The 24,343-nt window shown below is 55.8% G+C and carries 19 protein-coding genes, 1 tRNA gene, 3 rRNA genes and 1 riboswitch; of the genes, 9 read left to right on the top strand and 14 right to left on the bottom strand.

Annotated features, from left to right (window positions below; translation table 11 throughout):
• Positions 1–28: 28 nt before the first annotated feature.
• Both aceB and metA read right to left on the bottom strand, forming a co-directional pair.
• On the bottom strand, positions 29–1,630 hold the full coding sequence (gene aceB, locus JLG71_RS26095; protein WP_004097698.1) for a malate synthase A: 1,602 nt from the start codon (positions 1,628–1,630) through the stop codon (positions 29–31).
• A 259-nt stretch (positions 1,631–1,889) separates the two neighbouring features.
• Complete coding sequence (gene metA, locus JLG71_RS26100; RefSeq protein ID WP_004109666.1) at positions 1,890–2,819, bottom strand: homoserine O-acetyltransferase MetA; 930 nt, start codon at positions 2,817–2,819, stop codon at positions 1,890–1,892.
• 156 nt (positions 2,820–2,975) lie between these two features.
• Here metA and JLG71_RS26105 point away from each other — a divergent pair, with 156 nt between their 5' ends.
• Complete coding sequence (locus tag JLG71_RS26105; protein WP_148842371.1) at positions 2,976–3,413, top strand: acetyltransferase; 438 nt, start codon at positions 2,976–2,978, stop codon at positions 3,411–3,413.
• A 98-nt stretch (positions 3,414–3,511) separates the two neighbouring features.
• Here the strand turns inward: JLG71_RS26105 and rrf are convergent.
• The 4 genes from rrf to JLG71_RS26125 form a co-directional block, all read right to left on the bottom strand.
• Positions 3,512–3,627, bottom strand: a 5S ribosomal RNA gene (rrf, locus tag JLG71_RS26110).
• Between the two features lie 194 nt (positions 3,628–3,821).
• A 23S ribosomal RNA gene (locus JLG71_RS26115) occupies positions 3,822–6,727 on the bottom strand.
• Positions 6,728–6,917: 190 nt separating this feature from the next.
• Positions 6,918–6,992: transfer RNA gene (locus JLG71_RS26120), tRNA-Glu, on the bottom strand.
• Positions 6,993–7,079: 87 nt separating this feature from the next.
• Positions 7,080–8,619, bottom strand: a 16S ribosomal RNA gene (locus JLG71_RS26125).
• The 16S, 23S and 5S rRNA genes sit together here with 1 tRNA gene alongside, the layout of an rRNA operon.
• Positions 8,620–9,246: 627 nt before the next feature.
• Between JLG71_RS26125 and purH the strand changes: the two genes are divergently transcribed.
• A complete protein-coding gene (gene purH, locus JLG71_RS26130; protein ID WP_004097693.1) occupies positions 9,247–10,836 on the top strand; it encodes a bifunctional phosphoribosylaminoimidazolecarboxamide formyltransferase/IMP cyclohydrolase in 1,590 nt (529 codons plus the stop codon).
• Between the two features lie 15 nt (positions 10,837–10,851).
• Entirely contained in the window at positions 10,852–12,144 is a 1,293-nt protein-coding gene (purD, locus tag JLG71_RS26135) for a phosphoribosylamine--glycine ligase (protein ID WP_025107527.1), read from the top strand.
• On the opposite strand, the gene zraR is transcribed toward purD, so the two are convergent.
• Both zraR and zraS read right to left on the bottom strand, forming a co-directional pair.
• Positions 12,141–13,475: a sigma-54-dependent response regulator transcription factor ZraR gene (zraR, locus tag JLG71_RS26140; protein WP_032721071.1), complete on the bottom strand. Its 1,335-nt coding sequence runs from the start codon at positions 13,473–13,475 to the stop codon at positions 12,141–12,143. The two genes, purD and zraR, sit on opposite strands and share 4 nt — an antisense overlap.
• Positions 13,472–14,860: a two-component system sensor histidine kinase ZraS gene (zraS, locus tag JLG71_RS26145; protein ID WP_200913898.1), complete on the bottom strand. Its 1,389-nt coding sequence runs from the start codon at positions 14,858–14,860 to the stop codon at positions 13,472–13,474. The genes zraR and zraS overlap by 4 nt, the downstream gene beginning before the upstream one ends.
• A 252-nt stretch (positions 14,861–15,112) precedes the next feature.
• Between zraS and zraP the strand changes: the two genes are divergently transcribed.
• Positions 15,113–15,547, top strand: a complete 435-nt coding sequence (gene zraP, locus JLG71_RS26150) for a zinc resistance sensor/chaperone ZraP (RefSeq protein WP_048263778.1) — start codon at positions 15,113–15,115, stop codon at positions 15,545–15,547.
• 3 nt (positions 15,548–15,550) lie between these two features.
• Here the strand turns inward: zraP and JLG71_RS26155 are convergent, their stop codons facing one another.
• The 6 genes from JLG71_RS26155 to nudC all read right to left on the bottom strand — a co-directional run bounded on the left by JLG71_RS26155 (position 15,551) and on the right by nudC (position 20,033).
• Positions 15,551–16,243 (bottom strand): DUF1481 domain-containing protein, encoded by a 693-nt coding sequence (locus JLG71_RS26155; protein WP_004097677.1) that lies wholly within the window; start codon positions 16,241–16,243, stop codon positions 15,551–15,553.
• 12 nt (positions 16,244–16,255) lie between these two features.
• On the bottom strand, positions 16,256–16,528 hold the full coding sequence (gene hupA / locus JLG71_RS26160; RefSeq protein ID WP_004097675.1) for a nucleoid-associated protein HU-alpha: 273 nt from the start codon (positions 16,526–16,528) through the stop codon (positions 16,256–16,258).
• Positions 16,529–16,714: 186 nt separating this feature from the next.
• Positions 16,715–17,305: a YjaG family protein gene (locus tag JLG71_RS26165; RefSeq protein WP_004097673.1), complete on the bottom strand. Its 591-nt coding sequence runs from the start codon at positions 17,303–17,305 to the stop codon at positions 16,715–16,717.
• A gap of 42 nt (positions 17,306–17,347) precedes the next feature.
• Positions 17,348–18,019, bottom strand: a complete 672-nt coding sequence (nfi, locus tag JLG71_RS26170; RefSeq protein ID WP_064378466.1) for a deoxyribonuclease V — start codon at positions 18,017–18,019, stop codon at positions 17,348–17,350.
• Positions 18,020–18,028: 9 nt separating this feature from the next.
• On the bottom strand, positions 18,029–19,093 hold the full coding sequence (gene hemE / locus JLG71_RS26175) for a uroporphyrinogen decarboxylase (protein ID WP_014227501.1): 1,065 nt from the start codon (positions 19,091–19,093) through the stop codon (positions 18,029–18,031).
• 166 nt (positions 19,094–19,259) lie between these two features.
• Entirely contained in the window at positions 19,260–20,033 is a 774-nt protein-coding gene (gene nudC / locus JLG71_RS26180; RefSeq protein ID WP_004097667.1) for an NAD(+) diphosphatase, read from the bottom strand.
• Between the two features lie 95 nt (positions 20,034–20,128).
• Between nudC and JLG71_RS26185 the strand changes: the two genes are divergently transcribed.
• The 5 genes from JLG71_RS26185 to thiS all read left to right on the top strand — a co-directional run bounded on the left by JLG71_RS26185 (position 20,129) and on the right by thiS (position 24,342).
• Positions 20,129–20,626: an Rsd/AlgQ family anti-sigma factor gene (locus JLG71_RS26185; RefSeq protein ID WP_014837106.1), complete on the top strand. Its 498-nt coding sequence runs from the start codon at positions 20,129–20,131 to the stop codon at positions 20,624–20,626.
• Positions 20,627–20,680: 54 nt separating this feature from the next.
• Positions 20,681–20,794, top strand: a riboswitch (TPP riboswitch).
• 85 nt (positions 20,795–20,879) lie between these two features.
• The gene (thiC, locus tag JLG71_RS26190; RefSeq protein ID WP_025107531.1) at positions 20,880–22,775 is read left to right on the top strand and encodes a phosphomethylpyrimidine synthase ThiC; all 1,896 of its coding nucleotides are present in this window, start codon (positions 20,880–20,882) and stop codon (positions 22,773–22,775) included.
• On the top strand, positions 22,775–23,410 hold the full coding sequence (gene thiE, locus JLG71_RS26195) for a thiamine phosphate synthase (protein ID WP_025107532.1): 636 nt from the start codon (positions 22,775–22,777) through the stop codon (positions 23,408–23,410). The genes thiC and thiE overlap by 1 nt, the downstream gene beginning before the upstream one ends.
• Positions 23,403–24,158: a HesA/MoeB/ThiF family protein gene (locus JLG71_RS26200; protein ID WP_200913899.1), complete on the top strand. Its 756-nt coding sequence runs from the start codon at positions 23,403–23,405 to the stop codon at positions 24,156–24,158. The genes thiE and JLG71_RS26200 overlap by 8 nt, the downstream gene beginning before the upstream one ends.
• Positions 24,142–24,342, top strand: coding sequence for a sulfur carrier protein ThiS (gene thiS, locus JLG71_RS26205; RefSeq protein ID WP_025107534.1), 201 nt, complete (start codon positions 24,142–24,144; stop codon positions 24,340–24,342). Before JLG71_RS26200 ends, thiS begins: the two co-directional genes overlap by 17 nt.
• Position 24,343 lies beyond the last annotated feature (1 nt).

The raw sequence follows: 24,343 nt of genomic DNA on the forward strand, positions 1-24,343 counted from the left end.
CAGATGCTCCATATTGTTGTGTGGTGAATTAGGCCAGAAGGCGGTAGCCCGGCAGGGTTAAGAAATCGATCAGCTCGTCGGAGGTGGTGATCTGTTCCATCAGGCGAGCGGCTTCATCAAAACGCCCGCTGCTGTAGCGGTGCTCGCCCAGTTCGTCCTGAATCACCCGCATCTCTTCGGCCAGCCACTGGCGGAATAGCGCTTTGGTAACCGGTGTGCCGTTACTGAGGGTTTTCTCATGGTGGATCCATTGCCAGATAGAGGTACGGGAGATTTCCGCCGTCGCCGCATCTTCCATCAGGCCATAAATCGGTACGCAGCCGTTGCCGGAAATCCACGCCTCGATGTACTGCACCGCCACGCGAATGTTGGCGCGCATGCCCTCTTCGGTTCGTTCGCCCTCGCAGGGAGCCAGCAGCTGTTCAGCGGTAATCGGCGCATCGTCTTCGCGGGTAACGGACAGCTGATTTTTGTTCTCGCCCAGTACGCCGTTAAAGACGGCCATCGCGGTGTCAGCCAGCCCGGGATGCGCGATCCAGGTACCGTCATGACCGTTATTCGCCTCCAGCGATTTGTCCGCTTTTACCTTGTTCAGCACCTGGTTGTTTCGCTCGGCATCTTTGCTCGGAATAAAGGCCGCCATGCCGCCCATCGCAAACGCGCCGCGCCTGTGGCAGGTCTTAATCAACAATCGCGAGTAGGCGCTGAGGAAAGGCTTGTCCATCGTCACCACCTGGCGGTCCGGCAGAACGCGATCCGGATGATTCTTCAGCGTTTTGATATAGCTGAAGATGTAGTCCCAGCGCCCGCAGTTCAGACCCACAATATGGTCGCGCAGGGCGTGCAGAATTTCGTCCATCTGGAATACGGCGGGCAGCGTTTCGATCAGCAGCGTGGCTTTGATGGTGCCGCGCGGCAGCTCAAAACGGTCTTCCGTAAAGCTAAATACTTCACTCCACCACGCGGCTTCCTGCCAGGCCTGAGTCTTCGGCAGATAGAAATAGGGGCCGCTGCCTTTTTCCAGTAACGCTTTGTAGTTGTGGAAGAAATAGAGGGCGAAGTCGAACAGACTGCCGGGAATCGCTTCCCTGCGCCACGTCACGTGTTTTTCCGGCAGATGCAGACCGCGCACGCGGCAGATCAGCAGCGCCGGGTTCGGCTTGAGCTGATAAATCTTGCCGGCTTCATTGGTGTAGCTGATGGTGCCGTTAACCGCATCGCGCAGGTTAATTTGCCCATCAATGACTTTGCTCCATTCGGGCGCCAGTGAGTCTTCGAAATCCGCCATAAAGACTTTTACATTCGCATTGAGCGCATTGATGACCATCTTGCGCTCTACCGGACCGGTAATTTCTACCCGCCGATCCTGCAAATCGTCCGGAATGCCGCGGATCGTCCAATCACCGTTACGAATGGAAGCTGTTTCCGAAATAAAATCGGGAAGCTTGCCGTTATCAATTGCCTGCTGCTGCTGGATACGCGCGGCCAGGAGTTTATTGCGCTCAGGCGTAAAGCGGCGCACCAGCTCGGTCAGAAATTCTACGGCCTCAGGCGTTAAGATTTGCTTCTCCTGGTCGCCATATGGCTGGCTAAAAGCCAGTTCGTCAGTGATTGTCGCCTGCTGCGTCATGTGCTGCTCCTCTTGGTTGATCCAGTTGGCGCGAACGTAAGATCGTTGTGTAGTTTTCGTTCAGCACAATTAAGACTACGCATTTATTTTTCAAAATCAAAAACAATTTCCATTTTTAATTTAATTATCATTTAACCTATTGATAACAATATAAATAAAGTTTAATTACAATATGAGCTGCGTTTCGGAAATAAAAAAGGCACCCGAAGGTGCCAGAGGCAAAATGCTGAAACGCTTTAGGATCGCGTTGTGTAGAAGATTAATCCAGAGTCGGATTCATATGGCGTAGATCGTATGGCGTGATCTGGTAGACGTAATAATTCAGCCAGTTGATAAACAGCAAATTGCCATGGCTTCGCCAGGTGGCGCGCGGTTTGTTCTGCGGATCGTTCTGCGGGAAATAATTATGTGGAACCTGCGGATCGAGACCCGCTTCCACATCGCGGAAGAACTCGCTGGCCAGGGTGTTCGCGTCATATTCCGGGTGACCGGTCACGAAGGCGATGCGCTTATCTTTGCTGGCGAACAGGTAGGCGTCGCCCTCTTCCGTTTCCGCCAGGATCTCGAGGTCGGTGTAGTCGCGTATCAGCGCCGCCGGGAAATCGGCATAGCGCGAGTGCGGGGCCAGAAAGCTATCGTCAAAGCCGCGGGTTAACAAGGCATGAGGTTGCAGGATATGGTGTTCGTAGACCCCGGAAATCTTCTCAGAGCGGGTCTGTTTAGGGATACCGTAGAGGATATTGAGGGCTGCCTGTACCGCCCAACAGACAAACAGCGTTGAGGTAACATGATCTTTAGCCCATTCCAGCACCTGTTTTATCTGCGGCCAGTAGGCAACGTCATTAAATTCAACCAAACCTAAAGGTGCACCGGTAACAATCAGGCCATCAAAGTTCTGATCGCAAATATCTTCAAAGTTGCAGTAGAAGTTGTTCAGGTGTTCCGCCGGAGTATTACGTGATTCGCGGGCATCGATGCGCAACAGCTGGATATCAAGCTGCAGAGGAGAGTTGGAAAGCAGTCGCAAAAACTGATTCTCAGTCTCGATTTTCTTCGGCATCAGATTAAGGATGAGCACCTTCAGCGGGCGGATTTCCTGAGTCGTCGCGCGAGTTGTCGTCATCACAAAGACGTTTTCATTACGCAAGAAATTGACGGCCGGTAGCTCGTCCTGCACCCGAATTGGCATAACTTTATTACCTCATAGCATACGTATAAACGTTTAGACATCCAGACAGCTGAAGATACCCAGGAATAAGGTGAATGTCGAGCCTGCAGGTGCAGGGTGAGAAAATTTCACGGAGACATTTGAGTTAGAATATAAGAACAAAGAAAAGGAGCAAATATGGTTATTAGTATCCGCCGTTCACGGCATGATGAAGAGAAAAAACTGATTGCGATCTGGCGTCGGTCGGTCGATGCAACGCACGATTTTTTATCAAAAGAGTATAGAGCGGAACTGGAAGATCTGGTGAGCGCGTTTTTACCCGAAGCGCCGCTGTGGGTCGCGGTGACGGAGAAAGACGAGCCGGTCGCCTTTATGCTGCTTACGGGGGAACATATGGATGCGCTATTCGTTGACCCTACGGTCCGCGGCTGCGGCGTCGGTAAGCTGTTGATTGAACACGCGCTGACGTTAGCGCCCAAACTGACGACCAACGTTAATGAGCAGAATGAACAAGCGGTCGGATTTTATAAGAAGATGGGCTTTAAGGTGACAGGCCGTTCTGAGACGGACGATCTTGGAAAACCCTATCCGTTATTGAATTTGGTACATGAGTAATGAAGTAAGACCGGATAAGGGTAACCGCTGTCCGGTCGGTTCAGACGACAAAAACGCAAAAAGCCCATCCGTCAGGATGGGCTTTTCACTTATTTGATGCCTGGCAGTTCCCTACTCTCACATGGGGAGACCCCACACTACCATCGGCGCTACGGCGTTTCACTTCTGAGTTCGGCATGGGGTCAGGTGGGACCACCGCGCTAGTGCCGCCAGGCAAATTCTGTTGTCAGAAACGAATCTTTTACACCGATGCTGCGTTGGCTGCATTCGTAAAGTCAGTCACATACTACAGTATGCTCCTTCCTTTACTTCATTTGCCGCCTTGCCTCAGCGTAAAATCTTTCGTTCCCGAAAATCTGTAATCTAAGCTGAAAATCTCTCAATCCGCCAAAACATCTTCGGCGTTGTAAGGTTAAGCCTCACGGTTCATTAGTACCGGTTAGCTCAACGCATCGCTGCGCTTACACACCCGGCCTATCAACGTCGTCGTCTTCAACGTTCCTTCAGGACCCTTAAAGGGTCAGGGAGAACTCATCTCGGGGCAAGTTTCGTGCTTAGATGCTTTCAGCACTTATCTCTTCCGCATTTAGCTACCGGGCAATGCCATTGGCATGACAACCCGAACACCAGTGATGCGTCCACTCCGGTCCTCTCGTACTAGGAGCAGCCCCCCTCAATTCTCCAGCGCCCACGGCAGATAGGGACCGAACTGTCTCACGACGTTCTAAACCCAGCTCGCGTACCACTTTAAATGGCGAACAGCCATACCCTTGGGACCTACTTCAGCCCCAGGATGTGATGAGCCGACATCGAGGTGCCAAACACCGCCGTCGATATGAACTCTTGGGCGGTATCAGCCTGTTATCCCCGGAGTACCTTTTATCCGTTGAGCGATGGCCCTTCCATTCAGAACCACCGGATCACTATGACCTGCTTTCGCACCTGCTCGCGCCGTCACGCTCGCAGTCAAGCCAGCTTATGCCATTGCACTAACCTCCTGATGTCCGACCAGGATTAGCTGACCTTCGTGCTCCTCCGTTACTCTTTAGGAGGAGACCGCCCCAGTCAAACTACCCACCAGACACTGTCCGCAACCCCGATCAGGGGCCCACGTTAGAACACCAGCCATTAAAGGGTGGTATTTCAAGGATGGCTCCATGCAGACTGGCGTCCACACTTCAAAGCCTCCCACCTATCCTACACATCAAGGACCAGTGTTCAGTGTCAAGCTATAGTAAAGGTTCACGGGGTCTTTCCGTCTTGCCGCGGGTACACTGCATCTTCACAGCGAGTTCAATTTCACTGAGTCTCGGGTGGAGACAGCCTGGCCATCATTACGCCATTCGTGCAGGTCGGAACTTACCCGACAAGGAATTTCGCTACCTTAGGACCGTTATAGTTACGGCCGCCGTTTACCGGGGCTTCGATCAAGAGCTTCTCCTTACGGATAACCCCATCAATTAACCTTCCGGCACCGGGCAGGCGTCACACCGTATACGTCCACTTTCGTGTTTGCACAGTGCTGTGTTTTTAATAAACAGTTGCAGCCAGCTGGTATCTTCGACTGATTTCAGCTCCACGAGCAAGTCGCTTCACCTACCATCAGCGTGCCTTCTCCCGAAGTTACGGCACCATTTTGCCTAGTTCCTTCACCCGAGTTCTCTCAAGCGCCTTGGTATTCTCTACCTGACCACCTGTGTCGGTTTGGGGTACGATTTGATGTTACCTGATGCTTAGAGGCTTTTCCTGGAAGCAGGGCATTTGTCACTTCAGCACCGTAGTGCCTCGTCATCACACCTCAGCGTTAGTGACGTTCCGGATTTACCTGGAACATCCGCCTACATGCTTAAACCGGGACAACCGTCGCCCGGCCAACATAGCCTTCTCCGTCCCCCCTTCGCAGTAACACCGAGTACAGGAATATTAACCTGTTTCCCATCGACTACGCCTTTCGGCCTCGCCTTAGGGGTCGACTCACCCTGCCCCGATTAACGTTGGACAGGAACCCTTGGTCTTCCGGCGTGCGGGTTTTTCACCCGCATTATCGTTACTTATGTCAGCATTCGCACTTCTGATACCTCCAGCAACCCTCACAGGCCACCTTCAACGGCTTACAGAACGCTCCCCTACCCAACAACACATAGTGTCGCTGCCGCAGCTTCGGTGCATGGTTTAGCCCCGTTACATCTTCCGCGCAGGCCGACTCGACCAGTGAGCTATTACGCTTTCTTTAAATGATGGCTGCTTCTAAGCCAACATCCTGGCTGTCTGGGCCTTCCCACATCGTTTCCCACTTAACCATGACTTTGGGACCTTAGCTGGCGGTCTGGGTTGTTTCCCTCTTCACGACGGACGTTAGCACCCGCCGTGTGTCTCCCGTGATAACATTCTTCGGTATTCGTAGTTTGCATCGGGTTGGTAAGTCGGGATGACCCCCTAGCCGAAACAGTGCTCTACCCCCGAAGATGAGTTCACGAGGCGCTACCTAAATAGCTTTCGGGGAGAACCAGCTATCTCCCGGTTTGATTGGCCTTTCACCCCCAGCCACAAGTCATCCGCTAATTTTTCAACATTAGTCGGTTCGGTCCTCCAGTTAGTGTTACCCAACCTTCAACCTGCCCATGGCTAGATCACCGGGTTTCGGGTCTATACCCTGCAACTTAACGCCCAGTTAAGACTCGGTTTCCCTGCGGCTCCCCTATACGGTTAACCTTGCTACAGAATATAAGTCGCTGACCCATTATACAAAAGGTACGCAGTCACCCAACTAGTGGGCTCCTACTGCTTGTACGTACACGGTTTCAGGTTCTTTTTCACTCCCCTCGCCGGGGTTCTTTTCGCCTTTCCCTCACGGTACTGGTTCACTATCGGTCAGTCAGGAGTATTTAGCCTTGGAGGATGGTCCCCCCATATTCAGACAGGATACCACGTGTCCCGCCCTACTCTTCGAGTTCACAACCTGTGTGTTTTAGTGTACGGGAGTATCACCCTGTACCCTGCGACTTTCCAGACGCTTCCACTAACACACAAGCTGATTCAGACTCCGGGCTGCTCCCCGTTCGCTCGCCGCTACTGGGGGAATCTCGGTTGATTTCTTTTCCTCGGGGTACTTAGATGTTTCAGTTCCCCCGGTTCGCCTCGTTAACCTATGTATTCAGTTAACGATAGTGCAACGAATTGCACTGGGTTTCCCCATTCGGACATCGCCGGCTATAACGGTTCATATCACCTTACCGACGCTTTTCGCAGATTAGCACGTCCTTCATCGCCTCTGACTGCCAGGGCATCCACCGTGTACGCTTAGTCGCTTAACCTCACAACCCGAAGATGTTTCGTAAAACATCATCGTGTCGCGAAAATTTGAGAGACTCGAACACACTTAAACAGTGTGTCGTTTCAATTTTCAGCTTGATCCAGATTTTTAAAGAGCAAATATCTCAAACGTCACCCGAAGATGAGTTTTGAGATATCGGTTGGTTGTGCCTTTCACTCACAGCCAGCAAGTGGCGTCCCCTAGGGGATTCGAACCCCTGTTGCCGCCGTGAAAGGGCGGAGTCCTAACCGCTAGACGAAGGGGACACGAGGTGTCGCGACTTCGCAGCCGTCTTGCTTCTTTACATCTATCAGACAATCTGTGTGAGCACTACAAAGGCAGGTTCTTTAAGGTAAGGAGGTGATCCAACCGCAGGTTCCCCTACGGTTACCTTGTTACGACTTCACCCCAGTCATGAATCACAAAGTGGTAAGCGCCCTCCCGAAGGTTAAGCTACCTACTTCTTTTGCAACCCACTCCCATGGTGTGACGGGCGGTGTGTACAAGGCCCGGGAACGTATTCACCGTGGCATTCTGATCCACGATTACTAGCGATTCCGACTTCATGGAGTCGAGTTGCAGACTCCAATCCGGACTACGACATACTTTATGAGGTCCGCTTGCTCTCGCGAGGTCGCTTCTCTTTGTATATGCCATTGTAGCACGTGTGTAGCCCTACTCGTAAGGGCCATGATGACTTGACGTCATCCCCACCTTCCTCCAGTTTATCACTGGCAGTCTCCTTTGAGTTCCCGACCGAATCGCTGGCAACAAAGGATAAGGGTTGCGCTCGTTGCGGGACTTAACCCAACATTTCACAACACGAGCTGACGACAGCCATGCAGCACCTGTCTCACGGTTCCCGAAGGCACCAAAGCATCTCTGCTAAGTTCCGTGGATGTCAAGAGTAGGTAAGGTTCTTCGCGTTGCATCGAATTAAACCACATGCTCCACCGCTTGTGCGGGCCCCCGTCAATTCATTTGAGTTTTAACCTTGCGGCCGTACTCCCCAGGCGGTCGACTTAACGCGTTAGCTCCGGAAGCCACTCCTCAAGGGAACAACCTCCAAGTCGACATCGTTTACAGCGTGGACTACCAGGGTATCTAATCCTGTTTGCTCCCCACGCTTTCGCACCTGAGCGTCAGTCTTTGTCCAGGGGGCCGCCTTCGCCACCGGTATTCCTCCAGATCTCTACGCATTTCACCGCTACACCTGGAATTCTACCCCCCTCTACAAGACTCCAGCCTGCCAGTTTCGAATGCAGTTCCCAGGTTGAGCCCGGGGATTTCACATCCGACTTGACAGACCGCCTGCGTGCGCTTTACGCCCAGTAATTCCGATTAACGCTTGCACCCTCCGTATTACCGCGGCTGCTGGCACGGAGTTAGCCGGTGCTTCTTCTGCGGGTAACGTCAATTGCTGAGGTTATTAACCTCAACACCTTCCTCCCCGCTGAAAGTACTTTACAACCCGAAGGCCTTCTTCATACACGCGGCATGGCTGCATCAGGCTTGCGCCCATTGTGCAATATTCCCCACTGCTGCCTCCCGTAGGAGTCTGGACCGTGTCTCAGTTCCAGTGTGGCTGGTCATCCTCTCAGACCAGCTAGGGATCGTCGCCTAGGTGAGCCGTTACCCCACCTACTAGCTAATCCCATCTGGGCACATCTGATGGCAAGAGGCCCGAAGGTCCCCCTCTTTGGTCTTGCGACGTTATGCGGTATTAGCTACCGTTTCCAGTAGTTATCCCCCTCCATCAGGCAGTTTCCCAGACATTACTCACCCGTCCGCCACTCGTCACCCGAGAGCAAGCTCTCTGTGCTACCGTTCGACTTGCATGTGTTAGGCCTGCCGCCAGCGTTCAATCTGAGCCATGATCAAACTCTTCAATTTAAGTTTGATGCTCGTAGAATTAAACTTCGTAATGAATTACGTGTTCACTCTTTGAGACTTGGTATTCATTTTTCGTCTTGCGACGTTAAGAATCCATGTCACTTTGAGTGCCCACACAGATTGTCTGATAAATTGTTAAAGAGCAGTGCAACGCGGCTTTCGCTCACCGTTGCGAGGTGGCGTATATTACGCTTTCCTCTTTCAGAGTCAACCCGTTATTTCAGGATTTTTTCTCTTCAACCGACCCTGTTGTTTGTGAAGTGATTCACATCTGCCGTGTCGATGGAGGCGCATTATAGGGAGTTCCCGAGCATCCGCAATAGTAAAATTGCAGAAAAATGACTGACTGCTGCATTCCCCAGCAAAACCCCGCTTTATACCCTGTTACGCACAGAATTATCCACAGGTGGCGGCCGATACCCTCTTATAAAGGCCCGCTCTCTTCTCTCTATAGGGCGCGATCCTGGGCTAAAAAGAGAAAGATAAAAATTCGCGAGCGTTGCGCAAACGTTTTCGTTACAATGCCGCGCTATAACAAGGATGCCCGGTTGGGTGCGTTAGGTGAGTTTTTAGACAAAAATTCACCTAACGCTCTCTGTAATATTCAAATCCTGGGGATTTAATACCATGCAACAACGTCGTCCAGTCCGCCGCGCCCTGCTCAGTGTTTCTGACAAGGCCGGTATCGTCGAATTCGCGCAGGCGCTTTCCGCTCGTGGTGTCGAGCTACTGTCTACGGGTGGTACCGCACGCCTGCTGGCTGAGAAAGGTCTGCCGGTTACCGAAGTCTCTGACTACACCGGTTTCCCGGAAATGATGGACGGACGCGTGAAGACCCTGCATCCGAAAGTTCACGGCGGTATTCTCGGTCGCCGCGGCCAGGATGACGGTATTATGGAACAACACGGTATCGCGCCTATTGATATGGTGGTGGTTAACCTGTATCCGTTTGCTCAAACCGTTGCCCGCGAGGGCTGCTCGCTGGAAGATGCGGTAGAAAACATTGATATCGGCGGCCCAACCATGGTTCGCTCAGCGGCGAAGAACCATAAAGACGTCGCCATCGTGGTGAAGAGCAGCGACTACGATGCCATTATTAAAGAGATGGATGCCAACGAAGGCTCCCTGACCCTCGACACCCGCTTCGACCTCGCCATTAAGGCATTCGAACACACCGCCGCCTATGACAGCATGATTGCCAACTACTTCGGCAGCATGGTTCCGGCCTATCACGGCGAGAGCAAAGAAGCCGCGGGTCGCTTCCCGCGCACCCTGAATCTGAACTTCATTAAGAAGCAGGATATGCGCTATGGTGAAAACAGCCACCAGCAGGCGGCCTTCTATATAGAAGAAGAAGTCAAAGAAGCCTCTGTTGCCACTGCACAGCAGGTTCAGGGTAAAGCGCTCTCCTATAACAACATCGCTGACACCGATGCAGCGCTGGAATGCGTCAAAGAATTCAGCGAGCCGGCCTGCGTTATTGTGAAGCACGCCAACCCATGTGGCGTAGCGGTAAGCACCTCTATTCTGGACGCCTACGACCGTGCGTACAAAACTGACCCGACCTCTGCCTTCGGCGGCATTATCGCGTTTAACCGCGAACTGGATGCCGAAACCGCGCAGGCGATCATCTCCCGCCAGTTTGTTGAAGTGATCATCGCGCCGTCTGCGACGGAAGAAGCCCTGAAGATCACTGCCGCGAAACAGAATGTCCGCGTCCTGACCTGCGGTCAGTGGACGCAGCGCGTACCTGGTCTGGACTTCAAACGCGTTAACGGCGGCCTGCTGGTTCAGGATCGCGATCTGGGTATGGTTACGGAAGGCGAACTGCGCGTGGTTTCCAAACGCCAGCCGACCGAGCAGGAACTGCGCGATGCGCTGTTCTGCTGGAAAGTGGCGAAATTCGTTAAATCCAACGCCATTGTGTACGCCAAAGAGAATATGACCATCGGGATAGGCGCAGGCCAGATGAGCCGCGTTTACTCCGCCAAAATCGCCGGGATTAAAGCCGGTGATGAAGGTCTGGAAGTGAAAGGTTCGGCTATGGCGTCCGACGCTTTCTTCCCGTTCCGCGACGGTATTGATGCCGCTGCTGCCGTTGGCGTGAGCTGCGTCATTCAGCCCGGTGGTTCTATTCGCGACGAAGAGGTGATTGCCGCCGCCGATGAGCACGGCATCGCGATGATCTTCACCGACATGCGCCACTTCCGCCATTAATTCACGGAGCAGACGATGAAAGTATTAGTTATTGGCAACGGCGGACGCGAACACGCGCTGGCCTGGAAGGCCGCACAGTCACCGCAGGTTGATACCGTTTTTGTCGCCCCGGGTAACGCGGGCACCGCGCTGGAACCGGCGCTGCAGAACGTGGCTATCGGCGTCACCGATATTCCGGCGCTGCTGAGCTTTGCGCAGAGCGAGAAGATTGACCTGACCATCGTTGGCCCGGAAGCGCCGCTGGTAATTGGCGTTGTCGATGCGTTCCGTGCCGCAGGGCTGAAAATCTTCGGCCCAACGGAAGGCGCGGCGCAGCTTGAAGGCTCCAAAGCCTTCACCAAAGATTTCCTCGCGCGTCATAACATCCCGACGGCGGAATACCAGAACTTCACCGAAGTCGAGCCCGCGCTGGCGTACCTGCGTGAGAAAGGCGCGCCGATCGTCATCAAGGCCGACGGCCTGGCCGCCGGCAAGGGCGTGATTGTCGCCATGACGCAGGAAGAAGCGGAAGCCGCCGTTCACGACATGCTGGCAGGTAACGCCTTTGGCGACGCCGGACACCGCATCGTCATTGAAGAGTTCCTCGACGGCGAAGAGGCGAGCTTTATCGTGATGGTCGACGGCGAGCACGTCCTGCCGATGGCCACCAGCCAGGATCATAAACGCGTGGGCAATGGCGATACCGGCCCGAACACGGGCGGTATGGGCGCTTACTCACCGGCGCCGGTGGTAACCGATGAGGTTCACCAGCGCACCATGGAACGCATTATCTGGCCAACCGTAAAAGGTATGGCAGCGGAAGGGAACACCTACACCGGTTTCCTCTATGCGGGCCTGATGATCGATAAACAGGGAAACCCGAAGGTTATCGAGTTCAACTGCCGCTTTGGCGATCCGGAAACCCAGCCGATCATGCTGCGCATGAAATCGGATCTGGTAGATCTGTGCCTCGCCGCCTGCGACGGCAAGCTGAATGAGAAAACCTCCGAGTGGGACGAACGCGCCTCGCTGGGCGTGGTGATCGCCGCCGGTGGCTATCCGGGCAACTACAGCACCGGTGATGAGATCCACGGCCTGCCTCTGGAAGAAGCGGCTGACGGCAAGGTCTTCCACGCCGGTACCAGACTCGCTGATGACGATCGCGTGCTGACCAGCGGCGGCCGGGTGCTCTGCGCTACCGCGCTGGGTCACACCGTCGCTGAAGCGCAAAAGCGCGCTTACGCCCTGATGAGCGATATCCGCTGGGACGGCAGCTTTAGCCGTAACGACATCGGCTGGCGCGCTATTGAGCGTGAGCAAAACAGCTAACGGCTGAGCTTTGCCAGCAGCGTTTTGCGCGTAATGCCCAGCTGACGGGCGGCTTCAGTTTTGTTGCCGCCCGTTTTTTCGAGCGCCACCAGGATCGCTTCTTTCTCGACTTCCACCAGCGGCTGAATAATATCCTCGCCGTGCGGCGCGTCCGAAACCGACGTACCGGCAATCGCCAGCGGCAGCTCGCGTTCCGAGATATACTCTCCGGTCAGCAGGACCACCGCCCGCTCTACCGCATTTTCCAGTTCGCGAATATTCCCCGGCCATGCGTAGTGAATCAGTAAGTCCATCGCCTGCGGCGTAAACCCCTGCACCGCTTTGCGGTTACGCTCGGCATAACGCTGCAGGAAATAGCGCGCCAGCTGAGGGATATCCTCCTTGCGCTGACGCAGCGGCGGCATATCGATAGTCACGACGTTCAGGCGATAGTAGAGATCCTGACGAAAACGTCCGGCGCTGACCTCTTCAGCTAAATCCCGGTGGGTGGCGGCAATTAGCCGTACATCTACCGAAAGGGTCTGATTGCTGCCCACGCGCTGCACTTCACGCTCCTGAATCGCCCGCAGCAGGCGCACCTGCATCAGCGGTGAAATATCGCCAATCTCATCGAGAAAGAGCGTACCGCCGTCCGCTTCAACAAAACGCCCTTCTCGCCGTTTGTCCGCGCCGGTAAAGGCGCCTTTCTCGTGACCAAACAGCTCCGACTCCAGCAACGACTCGTTGAGTGCGGCACAGTTGAGGATCACCAGCGGCCTGCGGCTGCGGGCGCTGCTGGCGTGCAGCGCCCGCGCGACCAGCTCTTTCCCGGTGCCCGACTCGCCGTGAATTAATACCGTCGCATCAGAGGGGGCAACCAGGGCAATATTATTCAGCAGCGCCCGCATCGCCGGGCTATCGCCCACCATGCCAAACTGGGCCGCGGGGGGACTACCCGCGACGGGTGACTCGCTCAGCCGCGTATGGGCCAACGCCTCAGACAGCGTCTGCTGCAGCTTGTCAAAGTCCAGCGGCTTAATCAGGTAGTCCAGCGCACCGGATTTCAGCGCCTCCACGGCGGTATCGACGCTGGAGTATGCGGTCATGATCAATACCGGAATCGACGGATTCCAGGTTTTGATCTCTTTCAGCGTTTCGATGCCGTCCATCTCGGCCATGCGGATATCGCAAAGCACCAGATCAAACACCGTCTGGCGCACCTGTTCCAGCGCCTGTACACCGTTGTAGGCCAGCGCAACCCGGTATCCCCAGCCCCGCAACAGCGCCTGTAAGATAGTGCAGTGGCTGATGTCATCGTCCACCACCAGAATATCGATCTGCTCGCCACTCATCCTTGTTCATCCTTTTGTTGCCCGTTGACCGGCAAATAGAGAGTAAATAGCGCGCCTTCGCCGGGGGCGCTCTCGGCGTGAATCGTTCCGCCGTGCTGCTCGACAATGTTCTGCACCACCGCCAGGCCCAGCCCGGTGCCGTCGGCCTTGGTCGTGAAGTACGGGGTAAAAATGGCCTGTAGCTGTTCCGCCGTCATCCCCTTGCCGCTGTCCGCAACGCTCACCTTTACTCGCCCGTCGCCGCATTCCCTCACCGCCACCGTAATCACGCCATCGCGGCCAATAGCGTGGACGGCATTGAGATAAAGGTTCAGCAGCACCTGTTTCAAACGATCCGGATCGGCCTGAATGCGGCATAGCGCGGGCTGCGTGGTGAACGCGAGCGTTATTGCCCGGCTGGCGGCATCCTGGCTAATTAGCTGAAGCGAGTGCGTAATCACGTCATTCAAATCAACCGATTGATACGTTAAATGCGCCGGACGCACCAGTTCCAGCAGCTCGCTGACGACCCTGTTCAGGCGATCGGCTTCCTTCGCCATCACCTGGGCCAGCTGATGCGCTTCGCCATCGGCTGGGGTTCGCTCGGCAAAATACTTTGCCAGCCCTTTTATAGATGACAGCGGGTTGCGGATCTCATGGGCGACGCCCGCGGCCAGATGACCAAGCGCCACCAGCTTTTCTTTACGCGCCGTCGCCTCCTGCAGCTGCTTGCGCGAACGTTGATAGCGGCGGAACCAGAACTGCGCCAGCAACGTTGCCGCCATCACTACGCCCGCCGCGCAGAGCATGATAACCATATTACGCAGGCTACGGGCATGGTCGGCATCCAGCTCGCGGGTATCAAAAGCAATAAAAATAACCTGGGGAGCCTGGGTACGTAGCCCGGCAGCTTCGCGACGCATCATCATGCGCATATGATGCCCGCCGCCGTTAAGCGGGCGAAATTGACGATAAATCTCCAGCGCCGGTTCCGGTTTTTCGAGCCGGCGCCAGCGCTCCTCGCTCCCAATATTCAGCTCACGCAGAGTGCTGGCAGAGTAGAGCGACTCACCAACCCGCTGCGGGTCGCTATGGGCAATGATTTTACCGCTCTCATCCGTCACAGCGAACCACAGCACGCCTGGCTGCCAGGCCATCTCCTCCAGCAACGCCTGCAGTTGGGAATGATGCATACGCATTCCCATGCCCACCCGGGCGCCGGACTCAAGGGCGCGAATCAGCACGCTGCCCTTTTCCTGGATAGTCTGGCGCGCGGCTTCATTTTCACGGCCATAATCACGCACGATTAACGCAGAGAACAGGCACACCAGCAGCAAGATAAGGCCGGTTAACAACCAGCTCAGCCAGACGGCGACGGAATCCTTAGACAACCGCATCGCGTTCATGACAACTCCCTTTCCTCAGACACCGTATCGCTCAGCAGAAATCATGCCATTTTTCCGTCCCGTCTAACCGCTTCTCATGCGCAAACCGGGAAGGCGATCGAGTAAAAATGACCCGCAGCCTCCTTGACCGCGAGTCATTTTTACTCGCTCTCGTCTGGCTGGAAGGTGCTCAATGCCCGATATCCTGCGGCCTTTCCATTCTGGCACAGAAGATGCAAATCATTGAGAAACCATAAGCCAGGAGAATAAACTATGAAACGGAACAAAAAAATGACGCTGACGCTGATTGCCCTCGCCGCGCTGACTTTCGGTAGCAGTTCAGCCTGGGCAAGGCACCACTGGAATAACGGCAGCGGAATGGGACCCCAGGGCTACAGCCAGCTCACCGCCGATCAGCAGGCCACTGCCCGGAAGCTGCATAACGATTTCTATGAACAAACCCGCGTTTTACGTCAGCAGCTTCAATCAAAACGCTACGAATACCATGCGCTGTTAACCGCGGATAAGCCTGACAGCGCGAAAGTCGAATCCATTGCCCAGGAGATGGAGGTTCTCGGTCAACAGCTGGCCCAGCAGCGGGTGAAGTTCGATCTCGCGTTAGCGCAGGCGGGTATTTCTCGCGGTGTGGGTATGGGACCAGGGAGCTGCGGCGGAGGCCGCGGTCATATGGGGATGAGCCACTGGTAAGGCTCAGAAGCTTTTTTCGGTCGGCTGCCAGGTGCAGAAATCTTCGTTTGCCACCAGCAGCAGCTGAGAGCCTTCAGGCGCTTCCAGCCACGCCACGCTGACCTCAATGGATGAGTGATTCTGACGTCGCTCAATATGCGCCAGCGCCTGCGTATCGAGGTCAGGCTTCACGGTCTGACCTTCACAGGTGGTCACCGTCCTGTTGGCATGCCAGCGCCCCTGGCGCAGCATAACGCGTCCCTGACGCAGAGCGTCGCTGGTCTGGCGTATTTGCTCAGCGCGATAGCGGTATAGCGCGACCTGATCGCTGGAAAGCTGCTGCTTCTGCCCATCGATTTCACGCTGCATAAAGCTGAGTTCGCCCTGCGCATCAAACCGGGCGCGAATATGTTCCGGCGGTTTACCGTAGACGTTGAGTTCAATCAGCGCGAGCTGGCCATCCTGCCAGCGGTACTCGCTGGTCGAAGTATTACCATGACGCCATGGACTGAAGGCGGCAAGGAGATGGACCTCGCCGTTAGAATCTTTGCGCCAGATACGCATCGCCCCCTGGTTATCCGCATATCCGCTGGCGGTAAACGGCGGGAGAGAGGAATCATGGCTGCAGGCAGTGAGCAGCAATACGCCTACCAGCGCCAGCGTGCGGCGCCAGGTAGACAAAAGGGGCCGACAAGCCCCTTCGATAAAACTGTACACTGCCACGCGGTCTTACTTAACTGCGTCTTTCAGAGCTTTACCAGAAACAAATGCCGGTACGTTTGCTGCGGCGATTTTGATTTCATTACCGGTCTGCGGGTTGCGGCCAGTACGCTCAGCGCGGTGGTTCACTTTGAAGGTACCGAAACCAACCAGTTGAACAGCATCACCTTCTTTCAGAGACTCGGTAATTGCAGCCAGGGTAGATTCCAGGGCAGCTTTCGCCTGTGCTTTGGACAGGTCAGCTTTGTCCGCAATTACATCAATCAGTTGAGTCTTGTTCATAAGTTATCCTTACAATGTGTTTATCGCTTGCTAAGCATCGAGTGCGACGGAAATGCCTGAAAAGCACTCTCCTGCATACACGCACCGATAGCCACGTTTTTTCGCCCCCCAAATGTAGACCAGACGGGGGGCGGAATGGAAGCCTTCAGACGCTACAATTCAGGCGGTAAATCACGTTTTCTGGTCTCATTGCTGAAAATTTATACCAATATTGCTCTCACCGGCCTCGCGAAGGTCTGCACGCAGCCCTTTGATCAGTTCAATATCGCGTTCTTCGCAGTCGGCCAGAAGACGGAAAATTTCCCACTGAATATCCCATTCTTGTTCGACTGCCGGGTTTTCCTTGAGCTCTTCGTCGGTCATTTCGCGACCAGCCTGGGTCATTTCCAGCATCGCAACGGTGGTGATCGAGCTCTTGCTGACTTCAATAGCATGTTCGAGCGTTTCGCCGCTCAGCCGCGAATGAATCAGCTCACTCAAGGCCACGCAGGCATCAATGGCCGGATAGACGCCGTACAGGTCGTAATCATCAGCGGCCGGAATAGCCTCTTCCAGCTTTTCCAGCTGGCTGTCGAAATTCACCTTCGCATCTTTTACCGTCAGCGTTTCCCAGATCAGATCGAGAATACGGCGATAAAGCTGGCCATCGGCGAACTCAGTTTGCTGACAGAACATGGCGTAGTTGGGGTACATCCGCTCGCACAGGCAGGCCATAAAGGTCACGTGCTGCCAGCTTTCCAGCTTCTCCAGACGCAGATGAATCGGGTTTTGTAACATGATGAAATCTCGAAGTCAGAAATTAGCCGCAGTGTACCTGAATCAGTCGTGATTTGCTTGCCAACGCACAAACGCCGGACGCCGGGACGCCACGGCATCAGCCCAGCGCGTCGGTTCAGGCAGGCGGTAGCCTTTCAGGCAGCGCTCCACCCACATCAGCGCGCTATCCAGGCCCACGCGGTGCCCGGTACTCACAAACAGGGGATTACAGCGCGTTTTACTGCGCAAAACCCACGCCAGCTGCTCGCCTTTATCTAACAACGGCGCCAGCGCGCCGGGCTCATCGCCCAGCGGCTCGAACTTACCGCACAGCCGTTTTTTCGCCACGCCGATGGTCGGCACATCCACCAGCAGACCAAAATGGCTGGCGACGCCGAGGCGGCGCGGGTGGGAAATACCGTGGCCATCAACAAATAAAAGATTTGGCTTCTGCGAAAGCTGCTCCCAGGCCGCCAGCAGCGCGGGGGTTTCGCGAAAGGAGAGGAAGCCGGGGATATAGGGCATCGTGGTCGCGACGCGCGCGACCTGATACTCCACCAGCTCCAGGGACGGATAGCTCAGCAGCACCATCGCCGCCCGGGTCACCTCTCCCTCTTGCTCAAATCCAACATCCGCTCCGCCGATCAGCGTCGGCGGATCCTGGTCCAGCCGATCGCCTCGTTCAACCGATGCCGCCAGGCTGAGCTGCTTGGTGCGTAGCGATGACAAATCCATATTCACTCCTTAACGGTGGTATGGCGCCGACAACCGGTGCACTGCCTCCACAAATACGCCCGCATGTTCCGGGTCGACGTCCTGATGAATGCCGTGCCCAAGATTAAAGACATGGCCTTCGCCCTGGCCAAACCCGGCGAGAATGGTCGCCACCTCTTCTTCGATGCGCGCCGGAGGGGCATAGAGCATCGAGGGATCCATATTGCCCTGCAGGGCGACTTTATGGCCGACGCGACGCCGCGCATCGGCGATATCGGTCGTCCAGTCGAGCCCCAGCGCATCGCAGCCGGTTTCCGCCATCGCTTCCAGCCACTGCCCGCCGCCTTTGGTAAACAGCGTCACCGGCACGCGGCGGCCATCGTTCTCACGCAGCAGCCCATCAACGATTTTATGCATGTAATAGAGCGAGAACTGCTGATAATCCCGGCCGGTCAGCACCCCGCCCCAGGTATCAAAGATCATCACCGACTGCGCGCCCGCTTTGATTTGCGCATTCAGATACAGCGTGACGCTTTTCGCCAGCTTATCGAGCAGCGCATGCAGGGCCTGCGGCTCGGCGTACATCATCTTTTTGATCACCGTAAACGCTTTGCTGCTGCCGCCTTCCACCATGTAGGTCGCCAGCGTCCACGGGCTGCCGGAAAAGCCAATCAGCGGCACTTCTCCCTTCAGCTCACGGCGGATGGTGCGCACGGCGTTCATCACGTAGCCAAGCTCATCTTCCGGGTCGGGGACGGGTAATTTATCGACATCCGCTTTGCCGGTAATGGGTGAGGTAAAACGCGGGCCCTCCCCGGCTTCGAAATAGAGCCCCAGCCCCATCGCATCCGGGATGGTGAGAATGTCCGAGAAGAGGATAGCCGCATCCAGCTTATAGCGGCGCAGCGGCTGCAGCGTCACTTCACAGGCAAGCTCGGCGTTTTTACACAGCGACATAAAATCGCCCGCCTCGGCGCGGGTGGCCTTATATTCCGGTAAATAGCGGCCCGCCTGACGCATCATCCATACCGGGGTGACATCAACCGGCTGGCGTAGCAGCGCGCGCAGGTAGCGATCGTTCTTCAGTTCGGTCATTTTTACATTCCTTTAGCGTTGATGCGCCAAGTTTATACACAAAATCATTCAAAGTGGATCGAGGCGGCAATTGAATGAACCCCAGGAGCTTACTCAAGTAAGTGACTGGGGTAAGTGAAAGCAGCCAACAAAGAGGCAATTTGAAGGATAAAGTATATGTAACATGTCACTCATACTCTGCCCGACACATCGCCACGGTATCTTCAATCAGACGGCGCGCCACGGTGCCCGGCGGTGGCAAAAGCGGCAGATTGTCATAGCGATACCATCCCGCCTCCAGCAGCTCTTTCTTGTCGATGACAATCTCGCCGCTATCGTACTCGGCCATAAACGCGGTCATCAGCGATTGTGGGAACGGCCAGGGCTGAGAGGTCACGTAGCGCAGGTTTTTCACCTTAATGCCGCTCTCCTCCATCACCTCGCGGGCAACGGTCTGCTCCAGGGTTTCGCCGACTTCGACAAACCCGGCCAGCACCGTATGCACGCCGTTACGATGGCGAGTATGCTGCGCCAGCAGGATAGAATCATCCCGACGGATGGCGACGATAATGCACGGGGCGATTTGCGGGTAGTAGCGTTCGCGGCAGTGGCTGCACAGCATTGCCCACTCGGTTTTGCTGGGGTGCATAGGATGGCCGCAGTAGCCGCAGAATTTGTGCGAGCGGTAGAATTCCGCCAGCTGGATCCCGCGTCCCGCCAGTTGAAAAAGGCCAGCATCCTGATCGAGCACCTGACGCAGCGATCCCATCTCATGCCGGCGATCCTGGCGGACCAGCCACACCGGATCGCCCTGCCATTCTCCGATTCGCAGCGCGGGCTGCCCCGCAAGATTAAAATTTACCGCTTCGCCGTAGGGCAATTCTCCGTCGGGCAACCATAATTTCTGTTCGTGGCTGACGATCCACCAGCCGCGATCTAATTTTTCAATAATACGATCCATATCTATTGCACTACCTTTATTTTACTGGCACTTTTAACATTAAATTTACATTTTGGTGAGCAACGTATTTCTCTTAAAACCTTGCGGAGTCAACCATGTTAAACCAGCTGGAAAACCTGACGGAACGTGTTGGAGGCAGCAATAAACTGGTCGATCGCTGGCTACAAGTACGTAAGCATTTGCTTGTGGCTTACTACAACCTGGTTGGCCTGAAGCCCGGCAAAGAATCATTTATGCGGCTTAATGAGAAAGCGCTGGATGATTTTTGTCAAAGCCTGGTGGACTACCTCTCCTCCGGCCATTTTAATATTTATGAACGCTTTATCGGCGAATTGGAAGGCGATACGCCACTTTTAGCCGCCACTAAGATTTATCCACAGCTGCAGGCCAATACCCAGCAGATCATGGATTATTACGACTCCTGCCTCGAAAACGCCATCGATCACGATAACTACCTTGAGTTCCAGCAGGCGCTGTCGGATATCGGCGAAGCGCTGGAAGCGCGCTTTGCGCTGGAAGATAACCTGATCGCCCTCGCCGTCGCCCACAGCCGCAAAGACAACGTCAGCGACAATATCGCGCCGACCGCTTGAGTTGTGAGCCATTAACGCGTAGTTTACATACATTCCCCCTCACGGAGAGGGGATGTCATCTTGTCGGAGTGCCCATTTTCCACACTGGAAAAGGCTGAGACCGTTAATTCGGGATCCGCGGAACCTGATCAGGCTAATACCTGCGAAGGGAACAAGAGTAAACTGCGTTTAGCATCTGCCTCTTCAGGGCCGATCGCATCTGTTACTCCATCCGTCGTCTGGCAAGCCATATCCTGTTTAACTGGAATGAGCTATGTCTACAACCAAACTCACGCGTCGAGAGCAACGCGAACGCGCCCAGCGCTTTATCGACACCCTGGAAGGTACCGCATTTCCCAATTCGCAGCGCATCTATATCCCCGGTTCGCAGGAAGATATTCGCGTACCGATGCGCGAAATTCAGCTAAGCCCGACGCTTATCGGCGGCAGCAAAGATAATCCTCAGTACGAAGCGAACGAAGCTATTCCGGTCTATGACACCTCCGGCCCCTATGGCGATCCGCACGTCGCGATTAACGTTCAGCAGGGTCTGGCAAAACTGCGTCAGCCGTGGATTGATGCGCGCCGCGACTGCGAAGCACTCAGCGATCGCAGCTCGGCCTATACCAGAGAGCGGCTGGCGGATGATGGCCTCAACGAACTGCGCTTTACCGGCCTGCTCACGCCCAGGCGCGCCATCGTCGGGAAATGCGTGACGCAGCTGCACTACGCCCGTCAGGGGATTGTCACCCCGGAAATGGAGTTCATCGCCATTCGTGAGAATATGGGCCGCGAGCGTATTCGTGGCGAAGTGCTGCGCCAGCAGCATCCGGGCGTTGGGTTTGGCGCGCGGCTGCCGGAGAATATCACCCCGGAGTTTGTGCGGGCTGAAGTCGCCGCCGGGCGCGCGATTATCCCGGCCAATATTAATCATCCGGAATCCGAACCGATGATTATTGGCCGCAACTTCCTCGTGAAGGTTAACGCCAATATCGGCAACTCGGCGGTCACCTCGTCGATTGAAGAAGAGGTCGAGAAGCTGGTGTGGGCGACGCGCTGGGGAGCGGATACGGTCATGGACCTCTCCACCGGCCGCTATATTCACGAGACCCGCGAGTGGATCCTGCGCAATAGTCCGGTACCGATCGGTACGGTGCCGATCTACCAGGCGCTGGAGAAGGTCAACGGGATCGCCGAAGATCTCACCTGGGAAGCCTTCCGCGATACGCTGCTCGAGCAGGCGGAACAGGGGGTGGACTACTTCACCATCCATGCGGGCGTGCTGCTGCGCTACGTGCCGATGACCGCCAGGCGCCTGACCGGCATCGTCTCCCGCGGCGGCTCAATCATGGCGAAATGGTGCCTGTCCCATCACAAAGAGAATTTCCTCTACCAGCATTTCCGCGAAATCTGCGAAATCTGCGCCGCCTATGACGTCTCGCTGTCATTGGGCGACGGCCTGCGTCCCGGCTCGATTCAGGATGCCAACGACGAAGCGCAGTTCGCCGAACTGCACACCCTGGGCGAACTGACCAAAATCGCCTGGGAGTATGACGTACAGGTGATGATCGAAGGCCCGGGCCATGTGCCGATGCAGATGATTCAGCGCAATATGACCGAAGAGCTGGAGCACTGCCACGAAGCGCCGTTCTACACCTTAGGGCCGCTAACCACCGATATCGCGCCGGGCTATGACCATTTCACCTCGGGAATTGGCGCCGCCATGATCGGCTGGTTCGGCTGCGCGATGCTCTGCTACGTGACGCCAAAAGAGCACCTCGGCCTGCCGAATAAAGAAGACGTTAAGCAGGGCCTGATTACCTACAAAATTGCCGCCCACGCCGCCGATCTCGCCAAAGGCCACCCCGGCGCGCAGATCCGCGATAACGCCATGTCGAAAGCGCGCTTCGAGTTCCGCTGGGAAGATCAGTTTAATCTGGCGCTCGACCCGTTCACCGCGCGCGCTTACCACGACGAAACCCTGCCGCAGGAGTCAGGCAAAGTGGCCCACTTTTGCTCCATGTGCGGCCCTAAATTCTGCTCAATGAAGATAAGCCAGGAAGTTCGCGACTACGCCGCCGCGCAGACCATCGAAGTGGGGATGGCCGATATGTCGGATAACTTTCGCGCCCGCGGCGGTGAAATCTATCTACGTAAGGAGGAAGCCTGATGTATCAACCCGATTTTCCATCCGTCCCTTTCCGCCTGGGGCTTTATCCAGTCGTCGATAGCGTCGCGTGGATCGAACGCCTGCTGGCCGCGGGCGTTCGCACTCTCCAGCTGCGCATCAAGGATAAACGCGATAGTGAGGTTGAAGAGCATGTCGTTGCCGCTATCGCCCTGGGACGCAAATACCATGCGCGGCTGTTTATTAACGATTACTGGCGCCTGGCCATCAAACATCAGGCTTACGGCGTGCATTTAGGCCAGGAGGATCTGGAAACGACCGACCTCAGCGCCATCCGCAACGCCGGGCTGCGTCTTGGCGTTTCGACGCATGACGATATGGAAATTGATATCGCGCTGGCGGCGCGTCCCTCTTACATCGCGCTTGGGCACGTTTTTCCAACGCAAACCAAGCAGATGCCTTCCGCCCCTCAGGGGCTGGATCAGCTGGCGCAGCATATTCAGCGACTCGGGGATTATCCAACCGTGGCGATTGGCGGCATCAGCCTTGAGCGCGCCCCGGCGGTACTGGCGACCGGCGTCGGCAGCGTTGCGGTGGTCAGCGCCATTACTCAGGCGGCCGACTGGCGACAGGCAACGGCCCGGCTGCTCGAGATAGCGGGAGCCGGTGATGAATGACAGCGATTTTATGCGCTATAGCCGCCAGCTGCTGCTGGAGGATATCGCCATTGAAGGCCAGCAAATGCTGCTGGCCAGCCGGGTGTTGATCGTGGGTCTCGGCGGGCTGGGCTCTCCCGCCGCGCTCTATCTTGCCGGCGCTGGCGTCGGCACGCTGGTGCTGGTCGATGACGACGACGTGCACGTCAGTAACCTGCAGCGACAAATTTTGTTCACCAGCGAGGATATCGCTCAGCCTAAAACCACGGCCGCCAGGGCCCGGCTGGCTCAGTTAAATCCGCAGATTGAACTGATTGCGCTGAAGCAGCGGTTAGGCGGAAAGGCCCTGCGGGATGAAGTGGCGAAGGCCGATGTGGTACTGGATTGCACCGATAACATGGCGACCCGACAGGCGATCAACGCCGCCTGCGTCGCGCTTAAAACGCCGCTGATTACCGCCAGCGCCGTCGGGCTTGGGGGGCAGCTGATGGTACTGACGCCGCCGTGGGAGCAGGGCTGCTATCGCTGTCTGTGGCCGGACGCTAACGAGCCTGAGCGCAACTGCCGTACGGCGGGCATTATCGGTCCGGTGGTTGGCATGATGGGTACCCTACAGGCGCTGGAGACCATCAAGCTGCTCGCCGGCATGATGGCCCCGCGGAACACGCTGCGCCTGTTCGATGCCCGAACCAGCAGCTGGCGCACTCTCGCGCTCCAGCGGGCTCAGGGCTGTCCGGTATGCGGAGGGCAGCATGCGGATATGGTTTAACGATGAACCGTTGCAGTGCGCCGAAGCGACCTCCGTCGCCGATCTGCTCACGCAGCTGGAACAGCAGCAGCCGGGCGTCGCGCTGGCGCTCAATCAACGCATCCTGCCGCGTGAACGGTGGGAAGATCATCTCTTACAGGAAGGCGATCAAATCCTGCTTTTTCAGGTTATCGCTGGAGGCTGAC

The sequence above is a fragment of the Klebsiella michiganensis genome (assembly GCF_015139575.1).
In the GTDB taxonomy this organism is placed as follows: Bacteria; Pseudomonadota; Gammaproteobacteria; order Enterobacterales; family Enterobacteriaceae; genus Klebsiella; species Klebsiella michiganensis.